The organism is Arthrobacter sp. ok362, from assembly GCF_900102785.1.
Taxonomy (GTDB): domain Bacteria; phylum Actinomycetota; class Actinomycetes; order Actinomycetales; family Micrococcaceae; genus Arthrobacter.
This window is the reverse complement of the sequence record NZ_FNGC01000024.1, coordinates 1-23185: the sequence shown is the minus strand read 5'-3', so window position 1 is coordinate 23185 and position 23185 is coordinate 1. Positions and strand designations below refer to the sequence as shown.

At 62.1% G+C, this 23185-nt stretch carries 21 protein-coding genes; 13 read left to right on the top strand and 8 right to left on the bottom strand.

Annotated elements, in window-relative coordinates; all coding sequences use genetic code 11:
- Positions 1-147: 147 nt before the first annotated feature.
- Both BLQ10_RS21205 and BLQ10_RS21200 read right to left on the bottom strand, forming a co-directional pair.
- Positions 148-1170: a helix-turn-helix domain-containing protein gene (locus tag BLQ10_RS21205; RefSeq protein ID WP_091564971.1), complete on the bottom strand. Its 1023-nt coding sequence runs from the start codon at positions 1168-1170 to the stop codon at positions 148-150.
- A gap of 339 nt (positions 1171-1509) precedes the next feature.
- The gene (locus BLQ10_RS21200; RefSeq protein ID WP_091564970.1) at positions 1510-2754 is read right to left on the bottom strand and encodes an ROK family transcriptional regulator; all 1245 of its coding nucleotides are present in this window, start codon (positions 2752-2754) and stop codon (positions 1510-1512) included.
- Between the two features lie 646 nt (positions 2755-3400).
- Here BLQ10_RS21200 and BLQ10_RS21195 point away from each other — a divergent pair.
- From BLQ10_RS21195 to BLQ10_RS21150, 10 genes are all read left to right on the top strand, one after another.
- Positions 3401-4363: a zinc-binding dehydrogenase gene (locus BLQ10_RS21195; protein ID WP_175558721.1), complete on the top strand. Its 963-nt coding sequence runs from the start codon at positions 3401-3403 to the stop codon at positions 4361-4363.
- A 45-nt stretch (positions 4364-4408) separates the two neighbouring features.
- Positions 4409-5761: an ABC transporter substrate-binding protein gene (locus BLQ10_RS21190; RefSeq protein WP_091564968.1), complete on the top strand. Its 1353-nt coding sequence runs from the start codon at positions 4409-4411 to the stop codon at positions 5759-5761.
- Complete coding sequence (locus BLQ10_RS21185) at positions 5761-6690, top strand: carbohydrate ABC transporter permease (RefSeq protein WP_091564967.1); 930 nt, start codon at positions 5761-5763, stop codon at positions 6688-6690. The genes BLQ10_RS21190 and BLQ10_RS21185 overlap by 1 nt, the downstream gene beginning before the upstream one ends.
- A gap of 11 nt (positions 6691-6701) precedes the next feature.
- Positions 6702-7538 (top strand): carbohydrate ABC transporter permease, encoded by an 837-nt coding sequence (locus tag BLQ10_RS21180; protein WP_091564966.1) that lies wholly within the window; start codon positions 6702-6704, stop codon positions 7536-7538.
- A gap of 40 nt (positions 7539-7578) precedes the next feature.
- Complete coding sequence (locus tag BLQ10_RS21175) at positions 7579-8418, top strand: sugar phosphate isomerase/epimerase family protein (protein ID WP_091564965.1); 840 nt, start codon at positions 7579-7581, stop codon at positions 8416-8418.
- Positions 8419-9288 carry a sugar phosphate isomerase/epimerase family protein gene (locus BLQ10_RS21170; protein ID WP_091564964.1) on the top strand — a complete coding sequence of 290 codons (870 nt, stop codon included), beginning with the start codon at positions 8419-8421 and terminating at the stop codon, positions 9286-9288.
- A gap of 135 nt (positions 9289-9423) precedes the next feature.
- On the top strand, positions 9424-10602 hold the full coding sequence (locus BLQ10_RS21165) for a Gfo/Idh/MocA family protein (RefSeq protein ID WP_091564963.1): 1179 nt from the start codon (positions 9424-9426) through the stop codon (positions 10600-10602).
- Position 10603: 1 nt separating this feature from the next.
- Positions 10604-11599, top strand: a complete 996-nt coding sequence (locus BLQ10_RS21160; protein WP_091564962.1) for a sugar phosphate isomerase/epimerase family protein — start codon at positions 10604-10606, stop codon at positions 11597-11599.
- Positions 11485-12465 (top strand): ROK family protein, encoded by a 981-nt coding sequence (locus BLQ10_RS23170; RefSeq protein ID WP_091564961.1) that lies wholly within the window; start codon positions 11485-11487, stop codon positions 12463-12465. Before BLQ10_RS21160 ends, BLQ10_RS23170 begins: the two co-directional genes overlap by 115 nt.
- A 110-nt stretch (positions 12466-12575) precedes the next feature.
- A complete protein-coding gene (locus BLQ10_RS21150; protein WP_091564960.1) occupies positions 12576-13622 on the top strand; it encodes a helix-turn-helix domain-containing protein in 1047 nt (348 codons plus the stop codon).
- 77 nt (positions 13623-13699) lie between these two features.
- On the opposite strand, the gene BLQ10_RS21145 is transcribed toward BLQ10_RS21150, so the two are convergent.
- The 3 genes from BLQ10_RS21145 to BLQ10_RS21135 all read right to left on the bottom strand — a co-directional run bounded on the left by BLQ10_RS21145 (position 13700) and on the right by BLQ10_RS21135 (position 16413).
- The gene (locus BLQ10_RS21145; RefSeq protein WP_091564959.1) at positions 13700-14449 is read right to left on the bottom strand and encodes a PH domain-containing protein; all 750 of its coding nucleotides are present in this window, start codon (positions 14447-14449) and stop codon (positions 13700-13702) included.
- 111 nt (positions 14450-14560) lie between these two features.
- Positions 14561-15793, bottom strand: coding sequence for a sensor domain-containing phosphodiesterase (locus BLQ10_RS21140; protein WP_175558719.1), 1233 nt, complete (start codon positions 15791-15793; stop codon positions 14561-14563).
- A gap of 401 nt (positions 15794-16194) precedes the next feature.
- The gene (locus BLQ10_RS21135; protein WP_091564957.1) at positions 16195-16413 is read right to left on the bottom strand and encodes a hypothetical protein; all 219 of its coding nucleotides are present in this window, start codon (positions 16411-16413) and stop codon (positions 16195-16197) included.
- Positions 16414-16999: 586 nt separating this feature from the next.
- On the opposite strand from BLQ10_RS21135, the gene BLQ10_RS23000 reads away from it, so the two are divergent.
- A complete protein-coding gene (locus tag BLQ10_RS23000; protein ID WP_302847342.1) occupies positions 17000-17134 on the top strand; it encodes a hypothetical protein in 135 nt (44 codons plus the stop codon).
- Between the two features lie 554 nt (positions 17135-17688).
- On the opposite strand, the gene BLQ10_RS21125 is transcribed toward BLQ10_RS23000, so the two are convergent.
- A complete protein-coding gene (locus BLQ10_RS21125; RefSeq protein ID WP_091564955.1) occupies positions 17689-18468 on the bottom strand; it encodes an IclR family transcriptional regulator in 780 nt (259 codons plus the stop codon).
- A 187-nt stretch (positions 18469-18655) separates the two neighbouring features.
- Between BLQ10_RS21125 and BLQ10_RS21120 the strand changes: the two genes are divergently transcribed.
- Entirely contained in the window at positions 18656-19474 is an 819-nt protein-coding gene (locus tag BLQ10_RS21120) for a maleate cis-trans isomerase family protein (RefSeq protein WP_091564954.1), read from the top strand.
- A gap of 12 nt (positions 19475-19486) precedes the next feature.
- The gene (locus BLQ10_RS21115) at positions 19487-20869 is read left to right on the top strand and encodes an SLC13 family permease (protein ID WP_091564953.1); all 1383 of its coding nucleotides are present in this window, start codon (positions 19487-19489) and stop codon (positions 20867-20869) included.
- A gap of 54 nt (positions 20870-20923) precedes the next feature.
- Here BLQ10_RS21115 and BLQ10_RS21110 read toward each other — a convergent pair whose 3' ends face one another.
- Together BLQ10_RS21110 and BLQ10_RS21105 are read right to left on the bottom strand one after the other, a co-directional pair.
- Positions 20924-21556, bottom strand: coding sequence for a flavin reductase family protein (locus tag BLQ10_RS21110; protein WP_091564952.1), 633 nt, complete (start codon positions 21554-21556; stop codon positions 20924-20926).
- 192 nt (positions 21557-21748) lie between these two features.
- Positions 21749-23185: NAD-dependent succinate-semialdehyde dehydrogenase (locus BLQ10_RS21105; protein WP_139164304.1), on the bottom strand; the 1437-nt coding region annotated here is incomplete at its 5' end.

The window sequence follows — 23185 nt, the reverse complement described above, 5'->3', positions numbered from 1 at the left end:
CTAGATGACGTTGCGCCCTACGTGAGGCGGTCAACGATCACTGCGCAAGACGTGGCTGAGTGAAGGCTTGGTCCAGCCGGAGCAAATGATCCGTTTCAGACGATGGCGAGGGAGTTCTTTAGCTCCCCCCGCCAACTCGGTCAGGCGCTAGGTGATCAGCGACTCCCTCAACTGTTGCAGCGCAACACGAACTACGGGCTCGGATCGGTGGATCTCCCTCACATTCATCCCGGTAAACTCTTTCACCGCGCGGCGCATGCTTTGCACGTTGGTGAATCCGCACGATGCCGCAATTTCTGAGTAGGATACCCTTTGGGCGTCGGCCTGAAGGAGGAGCTCCAGCGCTCTGCGCGTTCTCAAGGCGCGTATACGCTCACCCAAATGGAGCTCTTCATTCTCGAAAAAATAGAACAGAGAGCGACGGGAGAGATTGAACCTTTCGGCGACCATTGCCACGTCCAGATTGGGGTTGTCATAGCTGGCATCAAGGTATTTCTTTACCGCCCGACTTAGGGCCGGTTTCTGCGCCTCATCGTCGACCGGCGTTTCAAGCAGGGAGCCCACCAGGGTCGCCATCACGGATCGGAAGATGTCGCCGGTTCCCGACGCCTCCCGGTCGATGCCCGGCCGCTTCCAACTCAACAGCGCAGGAATCACGAAAGTGCCCACAATTGGATGCTTCGCGAGGTCAGGCAGGCGAAGTAGGGAACCTAACGCGGCGTCGCTCACATCCAGGCTGCTGCGGTCGATGTTAATCTGCAAGGCGTGAAAGCCCTCGGGCGCATCGAAACTGCCGCCCAGCGAGGTATCAATGAACCTGACTGAGCCCGGTAATACTGGCTCAGGCACGCCGTTGAGAGCGAGGGTTAGGGCCGGTGCTTTCCTAAAGTAGGCCAGCCGAAGATCCCTAGTGTCGGGATTCGGCGCCCACGAGCCCAATGCGGGAGCGTTGTAGATCTCTATGAGGCTGAAACCTGGGCCGGCAAGACTAATGGCCGAAGGAGTGAAAGGCACGGGAGATGCATGTGCCGACTTTTCCAACCGCATCGGAGTTTCGACAGCGCTGCCGTACCACGTTCGCCAATGTTCAAACCTTTGTTCGGCAGTAAGCCCCTCCGGCACTGCATATCGTCGCAGGTGACCGCTGTTCTCGGAAGCAGATTGAGGCATGCCATCCTCCTTATTCACAAACGCGAACCTTCATGGCGCTCCCCTGGAATGGCCACGACGTCTTGAGGCAGCGGTTGCGGGGCACACCAGGCCCGCGAGAAAAACCTCAACTGTAAGGCCCATTTTACCTGGGTACATCTTTAATCGGGGCGTTGATGGTTTTAGTCCCGGCGCCCCAACACGACCGGTTTTGTCGCCGCCCTGGCTGGGGCGAGCATGCCGTTGGTAGGGCACCGGCTCGGGCGGTATGCTCCGCTCCACACGAGGAGCTGTTCGCCACGGCACCCGGGCACTCCACATCTTCGTTTGGAGACGTGGCCAAGGAAATGCGCGGTGCAATTAAATGGCCACGGAGTCACGGAGTGATGCTTGGGCGACGTGTTCCACATTCTGCCGATCGGTATTTTGATGTCCGCCGGGATCCAGCGTGGCTGCGAGATCATTGACTCGTTCAGGGGCGAGGGCATGTTCGACAGCCAAGATGCTGGCCCCAACGACTCCAGCTTCCGGGCCGGTTTCGGATTGGGTGATATTCAGATGCTGGGTCGCCAACGGTGTTGAACGTGCATAGACGGTTTCACGGATTCCGGCGATCAGATGTTCTCCGGATTGTGCAAGCGATCCACCGACGACAATCAGGGAAGGGTTGATGAGGCACACACACATGTTGAGCATTTCTCCGATGTCGCGGCCAGCCTGCCGGACGGCTTGAATTGCAGCCAAATCGCCGGAACGGACGAGTGAGACGACGTCGTTTGCGGTCGTTGCTTCGAGTCCGTTTTCGCGGAGCTGGGCGGCGACGGCCGGAGCGCCTGCGATCGCCTCCAGGCAGGCAGTCTTGCCGCAGCGGCATTGGATTCCTGCCGCCTTGGAAACGGCAATGTGACCGACGTCTCCTGCGACTCCTGCCGCGCCTCGCTGCAATATTCCTCCACTAATAACGCCCGAGCCGATGCCGGTGGCCACTTTAAGGAAGATCATGTTGTCCTCAGTGGGCCAGCGCGTCGCCCGCTCGCCGAGGGCCATAATGTTGACATCGTTGTCGACGAGGACGGGAACGTCAAAGGTCCGCTGAACGTAAGCGGGGACATCGAATCCGTCCCATCCCGGCATGATCGGGGGGCTGGTCGGCTTTCCGGTGGAGTGTTCAACGGGACCGGGCAGCCCGATGCCGACAGCGATGATGTCCGTTGCCGGACGCTTCATCGTTTTCAAATGACCCTGCAGCGTCATCGCTAGCCAGTCCAGAACAGCTTCCGGTCCGCAGGAAATCTCAAGCCGTTCAGTGGTTTCCAGGAGAATCCTTCCCGACAGGTCCGTGAGCGCCACGGTCGCGTGTGTGGCGCCGACGTCGGCGGCAGCGGCCAGCCTTGCACCGGGGTTGAAGGCTAGTCGCGCCGAGGGGCGGCCTCCAGTGGAAGGCGCATCCGACACCGGTGCAACTAGTCCGAGTTCCAGGAGCGCCTCGAGGCGAGAACTGATGGCAGCCCGCCCCAAGCCCGTTATCCCGGCCAGGTCCGCCCTGGTTCGCGGGCGTCCGTCCCGCAGGATACGCAAAAGTTCGCCGGCGCCGCCGTTGTTCATGTCTCTCCGTTTCGGGGGCTCAAAAGAGGTGAATGGGGAGCGTGAGGTTTTGACATATCACGCTCGCAGGACCCCGAGGGGACCTATCTCCACTCAGTGTCAAGGCGCCCACTCGTTCCCGTCCACTCGACGCTGCCCACAGCATCAAAAAGTGCAACTTCCGTGCGCATTCCATCGCCAACAGCGTCAAAAGGTGCAGACTTTTGCTGACTGGCAACTAAAGCCGCCTGGTGCGTGTCACTGTTTCGGCATGGAAATCAACGGAGTCAAGGTAGCCCCTTCCATCACGGGTCGGTCCGTCGATGTCGACTTCGTGGCTCAGGTTCGTAGCAGAGCCGTGCGGCAGCCAAATCGGAAATACCGGCAGCGCGTCAGTCAGCCACGCCAGTGCCGCCCGCGCAACCGCTCGGCCGTCTTAGAAGTGACCATCCAGACGGCGTCGAGGACGACATGACCGACGTTACCGACGGCCTCTCGTGAGGCCATCCGAGAGCCAGCAGCAGATACCCTCCCCCATTGGCAAGCAACACGGCGAAACGAGAAAGCAATTCCTATGAGAGAGACAATGACTGCAGTGCGACTTCACGCGCCAGGAGACCTCCGACTTGACGAAGTCCCTATACCCGAGCCTCGCTCGGGTGAAGTTTTGGTCAAGGTTTGGCGTAGCGGAATCTGCGGCACCGACCTGCACATCGCCAAAGGCACATTCCCCGCGCCCAACCTGCCGCTGACCCTGGGACATGAATTTTCTGGAACCATTGCAGCCCTCGGCTTTAACACCGGTTCTCTGGCAGTGCATGACAACGTGGTCGTCGACATCAACATCGCTTGTGGCCAATGTTTTTTCTGCCGACGGGGCCAAAAACTCTTCTGCCCGGCGGTCTCGCAACTCGGAGTCCATTCCTCGGGCGGACTCGCGGAATACGTCGTCGTACCTGTATCAAACGTCTACGTTTTGCCGGCATCCCTGAGCCTGGACACGGCTGCATACGTTGAACCCCTTGCCTGCGCAATTCATGGCCAGGACCGGATCGGAATCAAGTCCGGCGAGCGCGTGCTCATCATCGGTGGCGGCCCAATGGGGCTCGCTCACATTGCCTTGGCCAAACTCGGCGGGGCGAGCAATGTGATCGTCTCAGAACCGGATCCGGACCGTCGAGCGATCGCCGAACGACTCGGCGCCGACAACGTTGTCAGCCCTTTCGACAGCGGCTTCGCCGACAAGATCGCCAATATGACGGATGGCGTAGGACCCGACGTGGTCGTCGAAGCTGTCGGCTCCATCCCCACCTACGAAGCGGCGATTTCCCTCGTACGTCGCGGTGGCCGGGTGCTTGCCTACGGTGCGGCGCCTCAATCGGCATCCATGTCCCTGCGGCCCTTCGATATCTATTCCAAAGAGCTCACCATCGTTGGCTCTTACGCGGGCACCTACGACACCTGGCCCCGGGCTATCGAGCTGCTGGCTTCAGGACGATTCGACCCGGCCTTGATCGTCGACTCCGTCCGACCGCTCAGCGAAGCCATTGAAGCCATCCGGGGCCTGGAGACGGACAAGTCGATTGTCAAGGTCCACATCCAGATGCCCTCGAGCGCTTCTTCCTCCTAACGCGTCACATCAACCCGTCCTATTTCGACGAAGAAAGAGAACAACATGAAAGATAGCCAGAAGCGAACCGCAAAGCTGCGGATCGGGGCTCTTGGCGTGATTACTGCTGCGGCGGTAGCGTTGAGCGGCTGCGCAGCCGGCGCACCCCAGGCCGACTCCGGCCAGAAGACGCTGAATGCCATTTTCCTCCCTGCCGACTGGGGCAAGGTGGTCCAGGAGAAACTCGCCCCCGAGTATGAGAAGGAAACCGGGGTGAAGGTGAATGTCGAACTCGTGGGCCGTGATGCGATCCACGAAAAAATGGCCACCCTGTTCGCAGGACAGGACTCCAGTTACGACATCTTCAACGTTGACTACAACTGGATCCCTGAATTCGGCAAGGGCGGCCACCTGGTCCCCCTGGACAATGCCCTCCCAGACAAAGAGGACTTTCTGCCGCTGAGCCTCAAGGTCGCCACTTGGGACAACAAGCTTTTGGGAATCCCACAGACGGTCCACCCGGCGACGCTCTGGTACAACGGCGCGCTTTATAACGACCAGACCATGAAAGACCAGTACCAAGCGGCGACCGGTACCGCGCTCACTGTGCCGAAGACGATGGACGAATGGCTGACCCAGGTAAAGTTCTTCAACGGCAAGACGTTCAAGGGCCAGAAGCTTTCGGGCTGGGCCGCCCAGGCCGCCAAAGGCTTTGGGAACGTGCACACGTGGCTGAGCTTCGCCTATTCGTACGGTTGCAAGCCGTTCAACGACGATTTCACGAAATCGACGTTGACGACGTCTGAGTGCATCGGGGCTACCGAGCGGTGGTCCGAGATGATGAAGTACATGCCCGCGGGAGCCAACGACTTCACGTACGACAGCGTTACCACAGCGGCCCAGCAGGGTTCGATCGCTACAGCCATCCAGTGGTCCTGGGGCCAGTTCGCCACCGACAATCCATCCGCGTCCAAGACCGTCGGGGACTGGCAGATGACGACGATTCCCGCGGGCCCGACCGGGCTCAGTTCGGCTCATCTTGCCGAATGGGTGATCTCCGTGTCCAAGTACTCCAAGAACACTGAGGAGGCCACGAAGTTCGCGGTGTGGCTCGAGTCGAAGAAGAACGACGTCCTGCAGGCAGCCAATGGCGGCGGCGATCCCGTGCGCGCCTCCAGCTACTCCGCTCCGACCCTGACTGAGCAGAAGCTCGAGGGCAACGGAGCAGCGCGCTTCCGGCGTTTGCCCGTAACTTTGGAGGCCATGAAGACGGCACAGCCCAGGCCGTTCTTCCCCGGCGAAGAAACCTGGGAAACGACCCTGAGCACCGAACTCAGCGCCATTTCGCTGGGGCAGCGCGGGGTGCAAGAGGGTCTCTCACGCGCTGATGAAGCCGTAGACAAGAACCTGTCGCAGTGATGACCACCACACTCACAGAATCTCGGGCCCGGAAGGCCATTCGGCCTTCCGGGGCCCCCAAGGGGCGCCGGCCCAAAAAGCTCGGACGCTACCTCGCAATGTCTCCCGGCCTGCTCTTTTTGGCCGCGATCTCCATTTACCCCACGCTTTACTCTCTCGTCGTCTCCTTCATGCGGTGGAACCTGTCGAGCGGTGAAGCCGCTCGCTTCGTCGGCTTGGACAACTTTGTCGGCCTGCTGACCGACGGGCTGTTCTGGAACTCGGTTCGCGTAACCCTGGTGTTTGTTTTCTTCTCGGTTCTCATAGAGCTCGTTCTCACCTTCGGGCTGGCTCTCCTCTTCTTCCGCGGCTTTCCGGGGGATAAGTTGCTCCGGGCCCTGATCATGATGCCCATGCTCTGCGCGCCGGTGGTCGTGGGCCTGCTTGCCCGCTTCAGCCTTGAACCCACGTACGGGATCGTCAATCAACTTATGCGCAGCATCGGTCTTCCAACCACAGAATTCCTTGGGAACGTCGACCTGGCGCTCCCAACGCTGATAGCAATCGATGTTTGGCAGTGGTCCCCCTTCCTGTTCCTCATCCTTCTCGCCGCCATGCAGGGCATCCCGGAGGAGGTCATCGAGGCATCCAAGATCGACGGCGCTTCGTGGCCCCGCATCATCTGGCATCAGTTCCTTCCGCTCCTGCGCTACCCGATCCTTGTCGGCGTGCTCCTACGGCTCATTGATTCATTCCGTGTCTACGACATCGTCTACATGACGACCCGTGGCGGACCGGTCGATGCAACTTCCACCATGTCCTGGCAGATCTATAACGTTGGGTTCCGCGCTTTTAACATCTCGTATGCTGCCGCGTTCTCGTGGCTGCTGCTCCTCCTCGTCCTACTAGCGGTCAATTCGCTCATCCGGCGAATGGTCGCACGCTCTTGAAGGGTTTAGTCATGTCCGTAGCGAAAGGTCGCAGCATCAACTGGAACGTGGGAGTGCGTGCTGTGGTGGCCGTCATCTGCACGTTTCTCTTCATCGCCCCGGTCCTGTGGATGGTCACTACGGCCTTCAAGACCGGAAACCAAGCATTCTCCGGAGAAATCCAGTGGTTTTTCACGCCCACCCTTGAGAACTTTGCCGAAGTGCTTGGTGGTACCAGGCTCACCTACGCGTTGATCAACAGCCTGCAGGTATCAGTGATCTCCTCCATCGTGGCGATCTTGCTCGCCTCCGGCATCGCGTACCCGCTGGCCCGATACGAGTTCAGGGGACGGGACCACATCGCGGGAACAATTTTGTCACTGCGTATCGTGCCTCCCATTGTGACTATCATCCCGCTCTTCCTACTAATGCGGACGATCGGCCTGAACGGTTCGCTGCTGTCCATCATTATTCTTCACGTCTTCATGAATCTGCCGCTGGCTGTCTGGCTGTTGCGGGGCTTCTACGAAGACGTTCCCAAGGAAATCGAGGAAGCAGGGGCTATCGACGGCTTGGGTAGCATCGGGATCTTCTTCCGGATGGTCCTTCCGCTGGCCATGCCCGGCGTCGCCTCGACCGCACTGCTGTGCTTCGTCTTCTCGTGGAACGAGTTCCTCTTCGCAAGCGTCCTGTCCAACGCCGGCAGCCAAACCGTCACAGTGGCCCTGACCCAGTATGTGACCCCGGTGGGGACGGAGTGGACGTTGATCATGGCGGCGGGCACCGTAGTTGCGGTGCCCGTATGGCTGGCAGCCCTGGCTGCCCAGAAATACCTCGTCCGCGGCCTCTCCCTCGGTGCGGTCAAGTAACGTGCCCACTCTAAATCCAGCCCCGAAAGGCAGTTCAATCATGTTCCGCTACACGTACAACACCCTTGTCTACGGCGGCGAAGCCATCGAGACCGGCATTGAGCGCATCGCCAACGCTGGCTATAGCGGCGTCGAACTGGTCGGAGAACCAGAACAACAGGACGAAGCCGCTCTCCGTTCTGCCCTCAACCAGCACCAGGTAGCTGCCTCGTCAATCGTCAGCATCTACACGCCGGAACGTGACATCGTCAGTTCGTCCCCGGAGGTCCGCGCGAACGCCATCAAATACGTCAAGGGAAACATCGATTACGCAGCAAGGCTGGGTGCGGAAGTCGTAACGTTCACCCCCACAGCGTGCATGAAGATCGTGCCGGAAGCAGACATCAAACAAGAATGGGCTTGGGCCGTTGACGCCGCGGGCGAACTCGCGGCATACGCCGGGGAGAACGGCGTTCGCCTGGCCCTCGAGCCGTGGAACCGCTACGAGACGTACCTCATCAACCGGACCGAACAGGCTCTGCAGTTCTTGGACGAAGTTGGCAGCCCCCATATCGGTTACATGGTCGACACCTTCCACATGTCCATTGAAGAACGGGACATCGCGGAGTCCATCCGCAAAGCCGGAAATCGCTTGGCGCACGTGCACCTCGCCGACAGCAACCGGGCCGCTCCAGGATACGGGCACTTGGACTTCGAGCCCATCATCCAGGCCATCGTCGACGCCGACTACAAGGGCTGGATCTCCTATGAGCTGCTGCCCGCAGCGGGAGATGTCTGGGGAGTGCTGAGCGGTGCCGGAGCGCCGGAGTTCAAAGACGAATACACAGCAGCGGCAATCCAGCACACGCGGGCGGTTGAACGTCGGTTGGGAGGTCTGTAAATGCCGGCCAATCCCATTGGGCTCAGCACCTTCATCCTCGCCTCACCCTTCTCCTTCGAGGACGCGTGGGCCTTCGACCGCGTGGCGGAGCTCGGCTACGACGTCATTGAAGTGTGTATCGAAGATCCGCAGAGGATCACGTCAGAATGGCTCGTCCACGAATCCCAGAGGACAGGGACTGACGTCGGAATCTGCGGCGCGTTTGGCCCGGACCGCGACGTGTCGGATCCCGATCCCCGCCGACGTGACAACGGCATGGCCTACCTCCGCGGCTGCGTTGACGTAGCAGCAGTAGTCGGTTCCCCCCATGTTGCTGGGCCCATGTTCTCGGCGACGGGCCGGGCGGAGCTCTTGGAGCCCGGTGAGCGCCAGGCCCGGTGGCAAAACGCCGTGGAAAGCCTCCGCGCCGTAGCCGACTACGCCGGCGACCGCGGCGTGCGTCTCGCCATCGAGCCGCTCAACCGCTTCGAAACAGACATGGTCAACACCATCGAGCAGGGGCTGAACCTGTGCGATGACATCGGCAGGCAAAACGTCGGACTTCTTGTCGACACGTTCCACATGAACATCGAAGAAAAAGACATCGCCGATGCGGTCCGGAAGGCCGGATCGCGGATCTTCCACGTGCAGGTGTCAGAGAATGACAGGGGTACCCCTGGATCGGGCCACGTCCCGTGGGACAGCTTTTTCGATTCGCTGAAGGACATCAATTACTCAGGTCAGATTGTGGTCGAGTCATTCCTGCCCACAGTGAAGGAGATCGCCCGAGCCGTCTCCCTGTGGCGTCCCGTGGCCCCATCGATGGAAAGCCTCTCGGAAGACGGTTTGGCTTTTGTCAAAAGCATGCTGAGAGAAAGGTCCGAGCGATGACAGCAATGGCCGCAGGGATCATCGGCGGGGGCATAGTCAGCTCAAGCGGTCAAGAAACCCGTCGATAGCCTCAGTCAGATCCTGTCAGCGTTGCACACACTGCCCTCGCGAACTCGCAAGAGAATGGACAAAACGATGTCCCCCCCAAACAACCCTCCCAGAACCCTGGGCGTAGCGATGATTGGCTACGCCTTTATGGGCAAAGCACACTCCAATGCCTGGCGGAACGTGGCCAGCTACTTTGACGTCCCGGCGTTCGAGCAAAAGGTCCTCGTTGGCCGGGACGTCGACGCCGTTTCGGAGGCCGCCGCGAAGTACGGCTGGAAGGAAACGGCCACGGACTGGCGCACGGTGCTGGACCGCGACGATATCCATGTGGTGGACATCTGCGCTCCGGGCTGGATGCATGCCGAAATCGCCGTCGCGGCTCTTGAGGCCGGCAAGCACGTGCTGCTGGAGAAGCCGCTGGCCAATACCCTGGCCGAGGCCGAAGCCATGACCGCTGCCGCCCGGGCCGCCAGGGCAAAGGGCGTGCAGTCGATGGTGGGCTTCAACTACCGCCGTGTCCCGGCCCTGGCCCTCGCGAAGGAACTCATCAGTGAAGGCAGAGTGGGGACGGTCCGGCATGTCCGCGCCGCCTACCTGCAGGACTGGCTCGCCGACGAATCCTCCCCCATGACTTGGCGGCTGAAGAAGGAGACGGCCGGTTCCGGGGCATTGGGTGACATCGCATCCCACGCCATCGATCAGGTCCTCTTCCTGCTCGGCGACCAGGTCACGGAAGCCTCGGGCCGCCTGCAGACGTTTGTGAACCAGCGGCCCGGTGCCAACGGACTGGAAGACGTCACGGTGGACGACACCGCTTGGGCAACGCTGGGCCTCGCTTCAGGAGCAACCGCCTCAGTGGAAGCCTCGCGGATGGCCACCGGGCAGAAGAACAGCCTGAAGCTGGAGATTTACGGGGACAAGGGCGCCATCGTATTCGACCTGGAAAACCTCAACGAGCTCCAGTTCCTGGACGCTACCCTCCCGGTCCGAGAACAGGGATTCCGGCGGATTCTGGTGAACGAGCCCGAGCATCCTTACATAAGTGCATGGTGGCCCCAGGGCCACGTGCTCGGCTGGGAACACACCTTCACACACGAGATCCGGGACTTCCTCGCCGCAATCGACGGCGGCACCCCGCCGTCGCCGTCGTTCGAAGAGGGCCTGGCCGTGCAGGGGGTACTGGCCGCGATCGAGGAATCCGCCAACGCCAAATCCGCCCTCATCCAGCTCACAACCGCAGCCGTCCCCGCCACTACAGGAGCCTGACATGCCCCGCCCGTACACACTGTTCACCGGCCAGTGGGCCGATCTGCCCTTCGAGGAAGTCGCCCGCCTGGCCTCCGGCTGGGGCTACGACGGCCTGGAAATCGCCGTCTCCGGCGACCACCTCGACGCCTGGCGCTGGGACGAGCCCGGCTACGTCGAATCCAAACTCGCCGTGCTGGAGAAGTACAACCTCAAGGTCTGGGCCATCTCCAACCACCTCAAGGGCCAGGCCGTGTGCGATGCCCCGATCGACTTCCGGCACGAGGCGATCGTCGGGGCCAGGGTCTGGGGCGACGGCGACCCCGAAGGCGTCCGCACCCGCGCCGCCGAGGAAATGAAACACACCGCCCGGCTCGCCAAGGCCCTCGGCGTGGACACCGTGGTCGGATTCACCGGCTCCTCCATCTGGCAGTACGTCGCGATGTTCCCGCCCGTCCCGGAGAAGGTGATCGAGGCCGGCTACCAGGACTTCGCCGACCGCTGGAACCCCATCCTGGACGTCTTCGACGAATGCGGGGTCCGCTTCGCCCACGAGGTCCACCCCTCCGAGATCGCGTACGACTACTGGACCACCGTCCGGACCCTCGAGGCGATCGGGCACCGGGAGGCGTTCGGGCTGAACTGGGACCCGTCCCACTTCATGTGGCAGGGCATCGACCCGGTCTCCTTCATCTGGGATTTCAAGGACCGGATCTACCACGTGGACTGCAAGGACACCAAGCTCCGGCCCACCGGCCGGAACACCGTGATGGGCTCGCACCTGCCCTGGGGCGACCCGCGCCGCGGCTGGGACTTCGTCTCCGCCGGCCGCGGGGACGTGCCGTGGGAATCGTCGTTCCGCGCCCTGGCCGCGATCGGCTACGACGGCCCCATCTCCATCGAATGGGAGGACGCCGGCATGGACCGGCTCCACGGCGCCCCCGAAGCCCTCGCCGCCCTGAAGAAGTTCGACTTCCCGCCATCGAACACCTCCTTCGACGCCGCCTTCAAGCAGTAAGGACTGAGGCCATGACCGTTCCCCCTCGCGTTTCGGCGGGAGAGGTCTTCCAACATTTTCGTGGCTCACCACCGTTGGCCCGGGCCCGGCTTTCAGTCCTGACAGGCCTTTCGCGCGCCGCCGCAACGGACAGGATTAGGTCCTTAGCGTCGCGGGGACTCATTGGTCCCACTAACGAGGCGCCCTCGACGGGTGGCCGGCCAGCCAATCAGTATCGCCTCATGACGAACGGCGTAGCGGTCATGAGCGTCAAGACCATTGACTGTGCCGTGCTCGTTCACGGTGGGACGCCGGGGGTTCTCAGGACGTCCAAGGGGGCTTTCGGGCACACGCCCGTGAAGGGCACCTCGGCGAAGAGCACGTCGGTGCTGGCCTGCACCTGCGGCATCATGAATTGCCTGCAGGCCATCGCAGGAGAAGAGGCAATAATTGCGAGCCTGTCAGCGGACTCTAAAGACGAACCGGACGCGATCAGCGACGCTGCCTGGCGGACCGATCCGGCTGCAGTCAGTGCCCTGCGACAGGCAGGTCGGGACATAGGCGAGACCCTCTTAGGGAGCATCCACCTCCTTCGACCTGAGGTCATCACTGTCAGAACCCGGTGGCCGGGTGCCACTGACTTGCTGCTGGCCGGCTTGAAGGAAGCAGTGCACGCCGGCGGCGCACCCGCTGTGACAGAGAATCTGGTCTTGGCCAGTTCCAGAACCGGGTCTCCCGCTACCGGGATTGCACTTCGAGCCATGGACGCCGGACTCGCGGTGGAACCAGTGGACCACTTGCTGTCGGCTCCGCCTAGCCTCAGCGGACAACAGATCCGTCGGCCGGCGCAATGCATTCCACCGACCGCCAGCGGACGCCCCAGCTGACCGGCCGAGGGTAGAATCTATTGGCGATCGACAACCCGTACAACACGAAAACTCTTGCTGTTGCAGACTGGGCACATTGAATCTCGGTTAAGCCGGAAGGTCCCAAGCCCATGGAAAATATATCTCGCGAAAACGTCGTTGCCGGCGGGCCGGCCGGGTCACCGCAGGACCAGATCAGACGCTACAGTATTCCGGCCGGGTTGAGCCCCGAAGAAAAATTCGAACATTGGCGGAGCTGGTATGGCAGCGCGATTGATGCTCCTGTGCGGTTGGAAAAGACCGAAAAGCTAGTGCGACCGGGTTTCAATCCGACCGCACTGAGCCTCGACGGTCCCGGGTTCAGCCTGGTTGATGTCACGAATGAACCCGCCAGTTGCTACTGGAACGGGGATCCGCATCCCAGCGACTGGCTCGTGTATTTCAGGACTTCGTGTGACAAGTTCAGCTTCTCGGGGCGCTCCGAGGCCGTCTCTCCCGGTACAGTCAGGTTCTTTGATCTTTCTTTGCCGGGCAACTTCTATGCGCCAGCTGGCTTAAGCGCGGTGCGGGTGCATTTCGACCGAGGGCTGCTCGGCCTGGACGACAGATCAGTTAGACGGCTGCAGGGGTTGGCCGACATCAGAGAAAACCCGATTATGTGTGGGCTGATTCTTCCAGCCTTGTCCGGATGGCAGCGGAGAGGCATAGCGCAGGAGATGCAGCGTCTCCAACCGGTCGTCCGGTCGATGATGACGGCCCTGGTCAGTTCGTTGCTCGAAACCACGGCCGATCCCGCCGACCTTAAACTGGCCCGCATCGCAGCGATCAAGAAGTTCGTGCGCAAGAACTTCAGAAACCGTGCCCTCACTGTTGACGAGGTCGTGGCCTACTCATTTCTTTCACGCCGGGCCCTTTACTACCTCTTCGAAGATGAAGGGCTCCAGGTCAGCGGACACATCCGCGCCCTGAGGACCTTGGAAGCCCTCGAGCTCCTCGCCGAAGCAACCGCCTGGAAACGCTCTCTGACCGACATAGCGGGCGCCAGCGGGTTCACAAGCCTCCAAGCCATGCGACGTGCCATCAGGGAATTTACGGGTCTCTCGCTCAGGGACGCGCAGGAGAAACCGGATCTTCTGCGGATTCGATCCGCCGAACTAAGAAAACGGACAGAGCTGTGAACCGGTCGGACAAAGTCTCGCCCGGCAGGTAGTCCGTGCCACGCTTTCGCCGGTCCTCCAGTTCGCCGGGCCAGCGATTAATCGCAGGTGACTTCGCTGTCATGGATTTCGGGGTCCGGGGCCGAACGGTGCCCCACAGAGGAGGGTACGAAGCGGGCCCGATCCTTCTTTTCTTCCCTGTAACTCTTGACGATGCCGTGGCCTTCGCCGTGGCCGAGTCGTGAAATTACGATCGGGCCTGGGGGCAGGGCAACCCGTAGGGTCTCTCCGGTGATTCTCTTACCCAGCGAAAGTGCTTCGATGGATCCGTGCGGGGCATCGAGGAGTGTTCGCGATCCGAGGCCGGACGCTTCGATCACGAGGAGGCGCCTGGTCGTAAGGACGATGTACCCTGCGGTCTCGTTCAGGTGCCCCTTCCCGATAGCCCGGACGGTTTCGTCTCGAGCCAGCGCACGGACGACGGCACGTAACTCGGTCCGCCCGCCCAAGGAGAGCCCTGCCCTCAACGCGGCGTCCTTGAGACCGTGGTAATACATGACACCCTCGGGCAGCGTTTCCTCGATGTGGGCCAGATATTCGTGGTTCAGCGCCCCCGGATCTGCTGTCCAGGCTACGCCTGCCCCGCGTGCGGATGGCCATACGGTGGCGGTAAGCCTCGCGGCTCGGCGTCGCTTGCGGAGGGAAAATGGTACCTCGATATTGATACAGTCCTCATCGAAGGACGCAGCCCTGAAACCTGATTCAACCGCGGCACTGCGGATGTGGTCCCGGGCGGCGTCTACACCTGTGAGCATCGTCCAAAGGACGGTTTCGGGAGCTGATGTCATCTGAATACTTTCCGCATAGTCGTGGCGTTGGTTCTCCGGGCAGGGCAAAGCGCGCAATCCGCCCCGGTATGAACATTGGTCGGGAGACTGGCCGGCTCCGAGGCATCGGCCCTAGGTATCATGACTATCGTCATTTCCACTCGTTGACGACCGGTTCCGCTGTCTCCAAAGGGACCAGTCCGACGGAAGCACAGATGGTCGTCCCAAGAGGTAGCCTTGCCCGGTGTTGACGCCCAGCTCGGTAATTGCGGTTAGTTCTGCGTGGGTTTCGATTCCCTCGACGACCAGACTTGCCCCGATTTGTGACGAGAAGCTGACCATCGCCGCGCACAGGGCTTTCTGGTTGGGGTTGTTGTCGATTCCCGCAACGATTGTCCGGTCAAGTTTGATCAGTTCTGGGCCGAGCCTAAGGATGTGGCGCATGGACGAGAACCCGGCGCCGACGTCGTCGATAGCTATGCGTAACCCAACGCTTCTAAGCGGGGCCAGTGCTGCTGCGAGACGTGCATAGTCAGCTACGGCTGAGCGCTCAGTCAGCTCCACGACGATCCGCACGGGTTTCAGACCGGAATCCCTCACGATGTCACTTAGCCTCGGATCTAGGCAGGCCGCCGGCGAGAGATTGACAGCAATATAGAGATGGGAAGGCAGCTCCACTGCAGCAAGCAACGCAGTTTCCAAGGCAAGGAATTCGAGTTCGAGGCCCCGCCCGATTGAATCCGCCTCGTCGAACCATTGATCCGGAGACCTGAAGGGAGAGCTGACGAACCGAGTGAGCGCTTCGGCACCGACAATCTCGCCGGTTCCCAAGACACGGATCGGCTGAAACGCCGTTATCAATGTCCGGGTGGCGAACAGGCGACCGAGGCGCGCCCTGACTTCCTGGTCCGCCGGGCTGTGCGCCGCGTGGTCAGCCAGCGGGTGCGCGATTCCCTCGAACCCTGATCTCCCGCCGCCCCCCTCGGACCGGGGCCTTCCGACGACCTCGACGCTCAGTCGCCGCCCATCACGGTGGCGGGCGGAAAGCAAGAGCCCTTCTCGGCCCGCACGTGCATCTGGTTTCCGTGCGGTCTTGAGGTCAGCAAGGTCGATGATGAGACTGCACGGGCGTCCCACCAGGTCGGAGGGCTCATAGCCGAGCAGTTCCCGACTTGCCAGGCTGGAGAAGGTGAACCGGCCGTCTGCTCCTACAGCCCAAAGCCATACCCGGGTTGCGCCCAGGACCGTGACCAGGAGACCGGCGGTAGTTGACGCCTCGATCCGATCGCGGCGCTGCTGCCGGATGAGGCGCCAGGCCGCATGAAGGAGAACGGGAAGGAGCAGGATCGAGGCGAGGATGGACAATCTGGCGGGGACCTCGCGCCCGCTCCAAGGCTCAAGACCAAACAGGAGAGGCAGGAGTATTGACGACGCCGATACCAACTCGAGAGACAGAACGACCAGCAACCATCGACCGCCCGGTGGTGTTCGAGGTTGGCGGAAGTCAGTCGGCTCTGGGGACATGAACGACGGACGTCGACAAAGTGATGTTTCCAAGAGCGCGTTATGCCGCCTCAGTCGTGAGGGCAATGTGCTGATGCATCGTGTCTGGTGACATACGAGTCTTCTTCCGTGCTCAATTCGGGTATTGGTCAGCTAGCTGGGGTCAGCATCGGCAGATGTCCGTCTAAGGCATGCCGTGACGCGGCAGGGTATGTGCATGATCAGGCTGGCCGGACATCGTTCTTGCCGGCATTGTCCCGGTCTTAGGCGAGATCGCGTTCCTGAGTGATTCCGTAGGGAACGTCTGGGCTCAGATTTACTGTGAACGAGGTCGGTCCATGGCGGGTCACGAGAATTCCGTGACTGCCTTCCCTGAGAGCCCGCTCCCGAGCCAATTTCTCAGCGGCATCGAGGCGTTCGGCGATCAGCTGGGGCTCGTCTGCTGTGACGTGATAAGTAGGCCCGGTGGCGGCGGTGATCATGGGTCGTTCCTGTTCTGGTAGCACTCAAAGGCAGTTCGCTCACGCAGCCGGTATCCCGGAACGGAGCCACTCGTGCGGCACGGAAAGGTCTTTATGGATCGGGGCCTGGCTCTGGCGGCACGAACGGCCCCTCTGGCCGGAGTTGCCCCGTCGAAAGCTGTGTGACCGCTTTCAAAAAATCCTACGGTTGTTAGTCGTGCCAAGAAGGTGGGCTTTGTTCCAAAGCGTGCATTCTTTGATCCCGGACCGATCACTTCGTGCAGCAGTCCCGTCAACCGAGCCTGGAGTCAGTGCGCGTCCTAGGCCCTGGATTCGATCTCAGGGAAAGTCTCCTGAGTCCGGGGCCTCTGGCCCCCGCCACTTCGAGATTCTGATCGCAAACTGGACGGTGCCCTGACAACACGCCACAGAGCCGACGCGGATGACCCAGACGTTGCAGTTGTCGCAGGTCTGGTGAACTTCAGCAATCCGGCCCGGATCGTCCTGGCTGGTGCCGTCACACAATGCACCGAATAGATTCTTGCCCCAGGTCCGTAGCGTCGTCTACCAACAGGGCCAACCTCTGGCGACACGCAATCTCTCGTTGGTGCACAGCACGCTCGGAAACGAGGCCGGCCTAATTGGCGGAATGATCTCCGGCATCGAGCAGGTCCTGTCCCCGCGCGGGATCGCCTACCACACCCGTCCCTCGAACTCGACGATGCAGCCGCTTGGTCTTTAGCTGTGGATTTCCGGTAGACGAGGCTGGTAAAGCGGCAGGTGACCGGCGGCAGCTACCGTTGGGGATGGATGGAGCGCATGCTGATGCTGAAGAGTGGAATGTCTGCATGTGCGTATCTTGCGTCTCCTAACAGCGATGGACCGCAGTCAATGGAACTCGCGAGGCACGGTCACGGGGCACCTGCGTACCGAAGTTCCAGGAGCCGTCGTGGCCGCACTTCGCTATCGCACAACCCCCGGCTTACAAGACGATCCAGTAGGTCTCGGACCCGAAGCGCACGGAACTGGACGCATGACTGGACCCGTCCTTGAGCAGGCATCATCTAGGGCTACGTCGGGCGAATCCGGCGATGTTCGCGCAGACTACGTGTTGCCCGGCGCGAGTCGTACGTGCCAGCGGTCGTTGCGTGGCGCTTGTGATTTCGAACCCTCGTCTGCATGGCCGCTGAAACCTCGGTCTGTCCAGCGGTACGAGCCGTTCTCAGACGGCCGACTTCCTTAGTATCGGAGGGAGACAGGAAACGGCCGTGGCCCGCGGCAATGTTCTCTAGTCCTTTATGCCTTCACATCCTGATAGGCCAGCGCTTTACTCGCTGCGGCGGCGGCCCGTGCCACGATGGGGCCGAGCCTCGGCACGTCAGCGGGCGTTATGCGCTGGGTGGGAAACCCGAGGCCCAGAACACCGGCCAGCCGACCGGTGTGGTCAAAAACGGGTGCGCTGACCGATCCGACGTCTTCGTTGCGTTCGCCGAAGGCCGCATAGTAGCCCTGCTCCCTGGCTGCCTGCGCCTGCTGCCGGAGAAGCTCGAGGGTGCCCGGAGTTGCAGGGGTGTAGCGGCTCATCTCCGATTCGGACAACGGACTCCAGGCATCCGGGTCATGCGCCAGGAAGATCTTGCCCGGAGCTCCTGCGTGGAGAGGCATCACCATTCCGACCATGAAGGGCCGCATCACCACATGGCGCGTTTCTGCGACTGCGACCACTGTACGGAACGCTCCGTCTCTGACGTAAAGACATGCGCTTTCGCCTGTTTCATCGCGGAGCTGCTGCAGCACGGGTTTTACCAGCTTGACGAGGTCGAGTCCCAGGGTTCCGGGTGCGGCCCAGCGGACCATGCCGATTCCGATCCGGTACCGGTCTCCCTCCCGGTCCAGGAATCCTTCCCGGACCATGTTCTGAACGAGCCTTTGGCAGGTACTGGAGGGCAGTCCCGTCCGCCGGATGATCTGCTGGAGAGTCGGCTCCGGTTCGGCGATAGTGAAACAGTCAAGTATCTCGGCGACCTTGTGGAGCACCAGTAGTGGTGAGGAGCCTGAGCCCTGTTCGGATGTCACGGAGGGTCCTTTCTGCTGTTATTCCCGATCTTGCGCGGATCCCATCCTAGACAAGCTAGAAGCGGACTCCCCGGGCGCCTCCCGTGAACGGATGTGTTCTGTTTGACATTCCACCAATGAGACCCACATCATGGGATCGCAACCCAGATTATGGGATTACCCGTCAACACAACGTCGTGGAGTAGCCATGAGCACCCCTGAAGTCATCCGTGAAACTGCCGCCGAGCCCAAGCGCCCCGGCGCGTCCCGCGTCGGCCTGATCGTTCCCAGTTCCAACACCACCATGGAAACCGAGCTTCCCGAGCTCTTCCGCCGCCAGTCCGAGGCCACCGGGCACAAGTACACCTTCCACTCCGCCAGGGCGGGTATGAAAAACGTCAATCGTGAAGAACTTCTCGCGATGGTGGGCAAAGCGGCCGGCTGCGCCGAAGCCGTGTCGGACGCCGACGTGGACGTCATCGCCTACGCCTGCCTCGTCGCCGTCATGGCGCAGGGGCCGGGAGCCCATGCCAGATCCGAAGAGGTCATCGCCGCTGCTGCCGCCCGAAACGGGCATCCGGCACCTGTCACAAGCAGTGCTGGAGCGCTGGTACGAACCTTGCAGGAGATGGGCGTCCGCAAGGTTGCCATGATCACCCCGTACATGAAACCGCTGACCCAGATGGTGGTCGAGTACATCGAGGGCGCCGGAATCACCGTCCTGGATGCAACCAGTCTCGAAGTTGCCGACAACTTGGCCGTCGGTTGCCTTGACCCACAGAACCTTCCTGGCATTGCGCGTAACCTCAAGCGCGAAGGCGCCGAGGCCATTATTCTTTCCGCCTGCGTCCAGATGCCGTCACTTCCAGCGGTCCAGGCCGTTGAAGATGAACTCGGACTGCCCGTCGTCACTGCGGCGACGGCCACGACGTACGAAATCCTGAAAGCACTCGGGCACACTCCGGCCATCACCGGTGCCGGCAGCCTTCTTTCAGGAACACGCGTCCTGACCGACGCGACCATCTAAGCGAACGCCGCCATGTCACTATCCCTAATCGCGTTCTTCATCCTTGTAGCAGCCTTTGCCATCGGTTCGTTCACCAGGATCAACGCCGGACTCATCGCCCTCGTCGCCGCATTCGGCGTCGGTACTCTTCTGGTGGGCATGCCCATCAAGGACGTCATCGGCCAGTTCCCGGCGGGCCTGTTCTTCATCCTCGTCGGCGCCACACTACTCTTCGCCATCGTGAGGATCAACGGCACCATTGACCTGCTCGCCTACTGGGCCGAACGTCTCGCCGGCGACCGCAAGGTGCTCGTTCCCATCCTGATGTTCCTCCTGACTGCTGCTCTCGCGTCGGCCGGGGCATTCACGCCGGCCGCCATCGCGATCGTCGCTCCAGTGGCTCTGGCGCTCGGTCTGCGGTTCGGCATCAGCACCCTGGCCATGGGCCTGGTCATCGTCCAGGGCGCAAACGCCGGCGCGTTCTCTCCGGTCAACCCCTTCGGCGTGCTCGCCAATGTCATGCTCGATGATGCAGGAGCATCCGCGGATTCCTTGAAGCTGTATGTCTACTGCTTCGTCTTCAACGCAATCCTGGCAGTCATCGCCTACGTCCTGATTCAGTGGATCATGAAACGCCGCATTACACGTGGGAGCGGCAGTGAGACAGGCGCCGCCGGAGCCGACTCCAACTCTGGCTCCGTAAATTCCGGGTCAGCCGGGAGCCTGGCCGGTGAGTCGGGGAGCTCGGTGCTCACCGTTGCAGCTCCGGCACAGGTGGCAACGGACCCCGCCTTGCACAAGGGCCCTGTCAAGGTGGCGGCAACACCGATGCGGATCCTGACCCTGATCGGTCTGGCAGCGCTGCTGGTATTGACGACAGTTCTGGGCATCGACGTCGGAGTGGCGTCCCTCGTCGTCGCCTTGGTGCTGATCTGCGTGAACCCCGGCGAGCAGAAGCCTGCCGTGGAGAGCATGCCCTGGTCCGCCATCATCCTGGTCACCGGCATCGTCACCTACGTGGGCTTGCTTGAAGAAATGGGAGCCCTGAAGGAACTGGAGGCAGGTATCGCGGGCTTGGGTGACAGTTCCCTAGCCGCCCTGATCGCCAGCTACGTGGTGGCGGTTGTCTCCGCCTTCGCATCCACTACCGGCACTCTTGGCGTGGTCAGCCCGATTGTCACCCCCATCGCAATGGACCCGATGCTCTCCCCCATCGGCGTGATCACAGCCATCGCCATCAGTTCCTCCGTCGTGGATGTCAGTCCGATGTCCACCAGCGGAGCGCTTCTCATGGCCAGCGCCCAGCCGAAGGATGAGCGGATGTTCTTCCGGGCTTTGCTTCTCTGGGCGATCGCGATGATCGGTATCGTGCCGCTCCTCGTCTGGCTCATCTTCGTCCAGCTCGGCCTCGGCTAACCAACAAGCCCCCGTTGCGGGGTGCCCGGGACCATCCGGGAACCCCGCAACGGCTCAGCCCTCGGAGCGGTTCTTCCGGCGGAACCCGCCAGGCCAATCGGCCCTGCGGATTCGCTTCAGCTCCGTGACAGACCCCGTGGTGCCCCATTCATCAAGCCCCAACCGTGCCAGCGGTTCCAGCAGGTCGATCCGCGGGTGGCTGCCATCGAGAATGTCTGAATCAACCACGGCATGGGTGACCTCCCCGAAGACCAGAACGCAGTCACCGATCGGCAGCGTAGTGTGCAGCCGGCACTCCAAGGCCACAGGGGACTCTGCAACCCTGGGCACCCCCACGGTGCGACCTGTTTCGCGCGTCAAGCCGGTCGCGTCGAACTCACTCACGTCCGGGGGGAAGTTCGTGCCCGTCGCATTGACCTCGGCGATCAGCCCGGCAGGCGCCAGGTTCACCACAAACTCTCCCCGCGTGCGGATATTCCGCAGCGAATCCTTCTCGCCTACCGACGTGAACTGGACGATCGGAGGATTTACTGATGCAACAGTAAAAAACGAATGCGGAGCAAGATTGTCCACGCCCTCGGCCGACCTGCTCGACACCCACGCAATCGGACGGGGAACGACAACGGCCGTCAACAGCCGGTAAAAATCCCGTGAAGGCAGTTCGCCGGGATCAAAGTTTTTTCGCATGACTTCAGCCTACGCGGGCAACATGACGGCGAAGGCAATCGTATGGCGTTCCGCATCCCTCTGGTTGCGAGAGCATTCGTCTTCCCATCACCAGCCCACGCTCTTTAGGGCTACTGGCCGAAAGCAAACGATTGTTGAATCGCCTCTGTCGGAGGCTTTGCCCCGCGCCGGCTGGCTGGGGTCGCGCGATGGTTAGCCGGCGTAGGGGTCGGCGATGCCGATGTACTGGGTGTAGAGGTATTCCTCGATGCCCTCGAGGCCGCCTTCGCGGCCCAGGCCGGACTGCTTGACGCCGCCGAACGGGGCGGCGGCGTTGGAGACGACGCCTGCGTTCAGGCCCAGCATGCCGGTCTCCAGGCGTTCGCCCATCCGGATGCCGCGGTTCAGGTCCCGGGTGAAGACGTAGGCCACCAGCCCGTATTCGGTGTTGTTCGCGAGCCGGATGGCCTCGTCCTCGGTGCCGAAGGTGATGATCGGGGCGACGGGTCCGAAGATTTCCTCGGACAGGATCCGGGTGCCCTCGGTGACGCCGGTGAGGATGGTGGGCTGGTAGAAGTAGCCCGGGCCCTCCACCGCGGAGCCGCCGGTCACCGCGACCGCGCCGGCGGCGACGGCGTCAGTGACGAGCTCGTGGACCTTGTCCCGGCTCTTGGCATCGATCAGCGGGCCCACCTTGGACCCGGCCTCGGTCCCGCGGGCGGTCGTCATGCCCTTCATCTTCGCGGCGAACTTCTCCGCGAACTCCCCGGCGACGGACTCGTGCACGATGAACCGGTTCGCCGCGGTGCAGGCCTCGCCCATGTTCCGCAGCTTCGCCAGCATCGCCCCGGCCACGGCGGCATCGACGTCGGCGTCCTCGAACACCACGAACGGGGCGTTCCCGCCGAGCTCCATCGAGGTCCGCAGCACGGTCTCGGAGGCGTCCGCGAGCAGCCGGCGGCCGACCTCGGTGGAACCGGTGAAGGACAGCTTCCGCAGCCGCTGATCCTTGATCAGCGGACCGGTCGTGGCGCCGGCGGTGGAGGTCGGGATGACGTTCAGGACACCGGCGGGCAGCCCGGCCTCGACCATCACGGCCGCGAACAGCTGGGAGGTCAGCGGGGTCAGGTTCGCGGACTTCAGCACCATGGTGCAGCCGGCCGCGACCGCGGGGGCGATCTTGCGGGTCGCCATCGCGAGCGGGAAGTTCCACGGCGTGATCAACAGGCACGGGCCCACCGGCTTCTTGGTCACCAGCAGCCGGGACTTCCCGTCCGGGGACACCGAGTACCGGCCGAAGGCGCGCACGGCCTCCTCGGAGAACCAGCGCAGGAACTCCGCACCATAGGTGACCTCGCCGCGGGCCTCGGCCAACGGCTTGCCCATCTCCAAAGTCATCAGCAGCGCGAAGTCCTCCGCGCGGGCCGTGACCATCTCGAAGGCCCGGCGCAGGATCTCGCCGCGCTCCCGGGGCGGGACCTTCGCCCAGGACTCCTGCGCGGCCGCGGCCGCGTCCAGGGCGGCGGCGCCGTCTTCGGGACCGGCGTCGGCGATGCTGAGCAGGACCTTTCCGGTGGCCGGGTCCTCGACGTCGAAGGTCTTGCCGGAAGCGGCCGGACGCCACTCACCGTTGATCAGCAGGCCCGTCGG

What these genes read in the sequence shown, in the direction of transcription:
- BLQ10_RS21205 (WP_091564971.1), bottom strand. Translation starts at nt 1,170, where the DNA reads ATGCCTCAATCTGCTTCCGAGAACAGCGGTCACCTGCGACGATATGCA.
- BLQ10_RS21200 (WP_091564970.1), bottom strand. Translation starts at nt 2,754, where the DNA reads ATGAACAACGGCGGCGCCGGCGAACTTTTGCGTATCCTGCGGGACGGA.
- BLQ10_RS21190 (WP_091564968.1), top strand. Translation starts at nt 4,409, where the DNA reads ATGAAAGATAGCCAGAAGCGAACCGCAAAGCTGCGGATCGGGGCTCTT.
- BLQ10_RS21185 (WP_091564967.1), top strand. Translation starts at nt 5,761, where the DNA reads ATGACCACCACACTCACAGAATCTCGGGCCCGGAAGGCCATTCGGCCT.
- BLQ10_RS21180 (WP_091564966.1), top strand. Translation starts at nt 6,702, where the DNA reads ATGTCCGTAGCGAAAGGTCGCAGCATCAACTGGAACGTGGGAGTGCGT.
- BLQ10_RS21175 (WP_091564965.1), top strand. Translation starts at nt 7,579, where the DNA reads ATGTTCCGCTACACGTACAACACCCTTGTCTACGGCGGCGAAGCCATC.
- BLQ10_RS21170 (WP_091564964.1), top strand. Translation starts at nt 8,419, where the DNA reads ATGCCGGCCAATCCCATTGGGCTCAGCACCTTCATCCTCGCCTCACCC.
- BLQ10_RS21165 (WP_091564963.1), top strand. Translation starts at nt 9,424, where the DNA reads ATGTCCCCCCCAAACAACCCTCCCAGAACCCTGGGCGTAGCGATGATT.
- BLQ10_RS21160 (WP_091564962.1), top strand. Translation starts at nt 10,604, where the DNA reads ATGCCCCGCCCGTACACACTGTTCACCGGCCAGTGGGCCGATCTGCCC.
- BLQ10_RS23170 (WP_091564961.1), top strand. Translation starts at nt 11,485, where the DNA reads ATGGGAGGACGCCGGCATGGACCGGCTCCACGGCGCCCCCGAAGCCCT.
- BLQ10_RS21150 (WP_091564960.1), top strand. Translation starts at nt 12,576, where the DNA reads ATGGAAAATATATCTCGCGAAAACGTCGTTGCCGGCGGGCCGGCCGGG.
- BLQ10_RS21145 (WP_091564959.1), bottom strand. Translation starts at nt 14,449, where the DNA reads ATGACATCAGCTCCCGAAACCGTCCTTTGGACGATGCTCACAGGTGTA.
- BLQ10_RS21135 (WP_091564957.1), bottom strand. Translation starts at nt 16,413, where the DNA reads ATGATCACCGCCGCCACCGGGCCTACTTATCACGTCACAGCAGACGAG.
- BLQ10_RS21120 (WP_091564954.1), top strand. Translation starts at nt 18,656, where the DNA reads ATGAGCACCCCTGAAGTCATCCGTGAAACTGCCGCCGAGCCCAAGCGC.
- BLQ10_RS21115 (WP_091564953.1), top strand. Translation starts at nt 19,487, where the DNA reads ATGTCACTATCCCTAATCGCGTTCTTCATCCTTGTAGCAGCCTTTGCC.
- BLQ10_RS21110 (WP_091564952.1), bottom strand. Translation starts at nt 21,556, where the DNA reads ATGCGAAAAAACTTTGATCCCGGCGAACTGCCTTCACGGGATTTTTAC.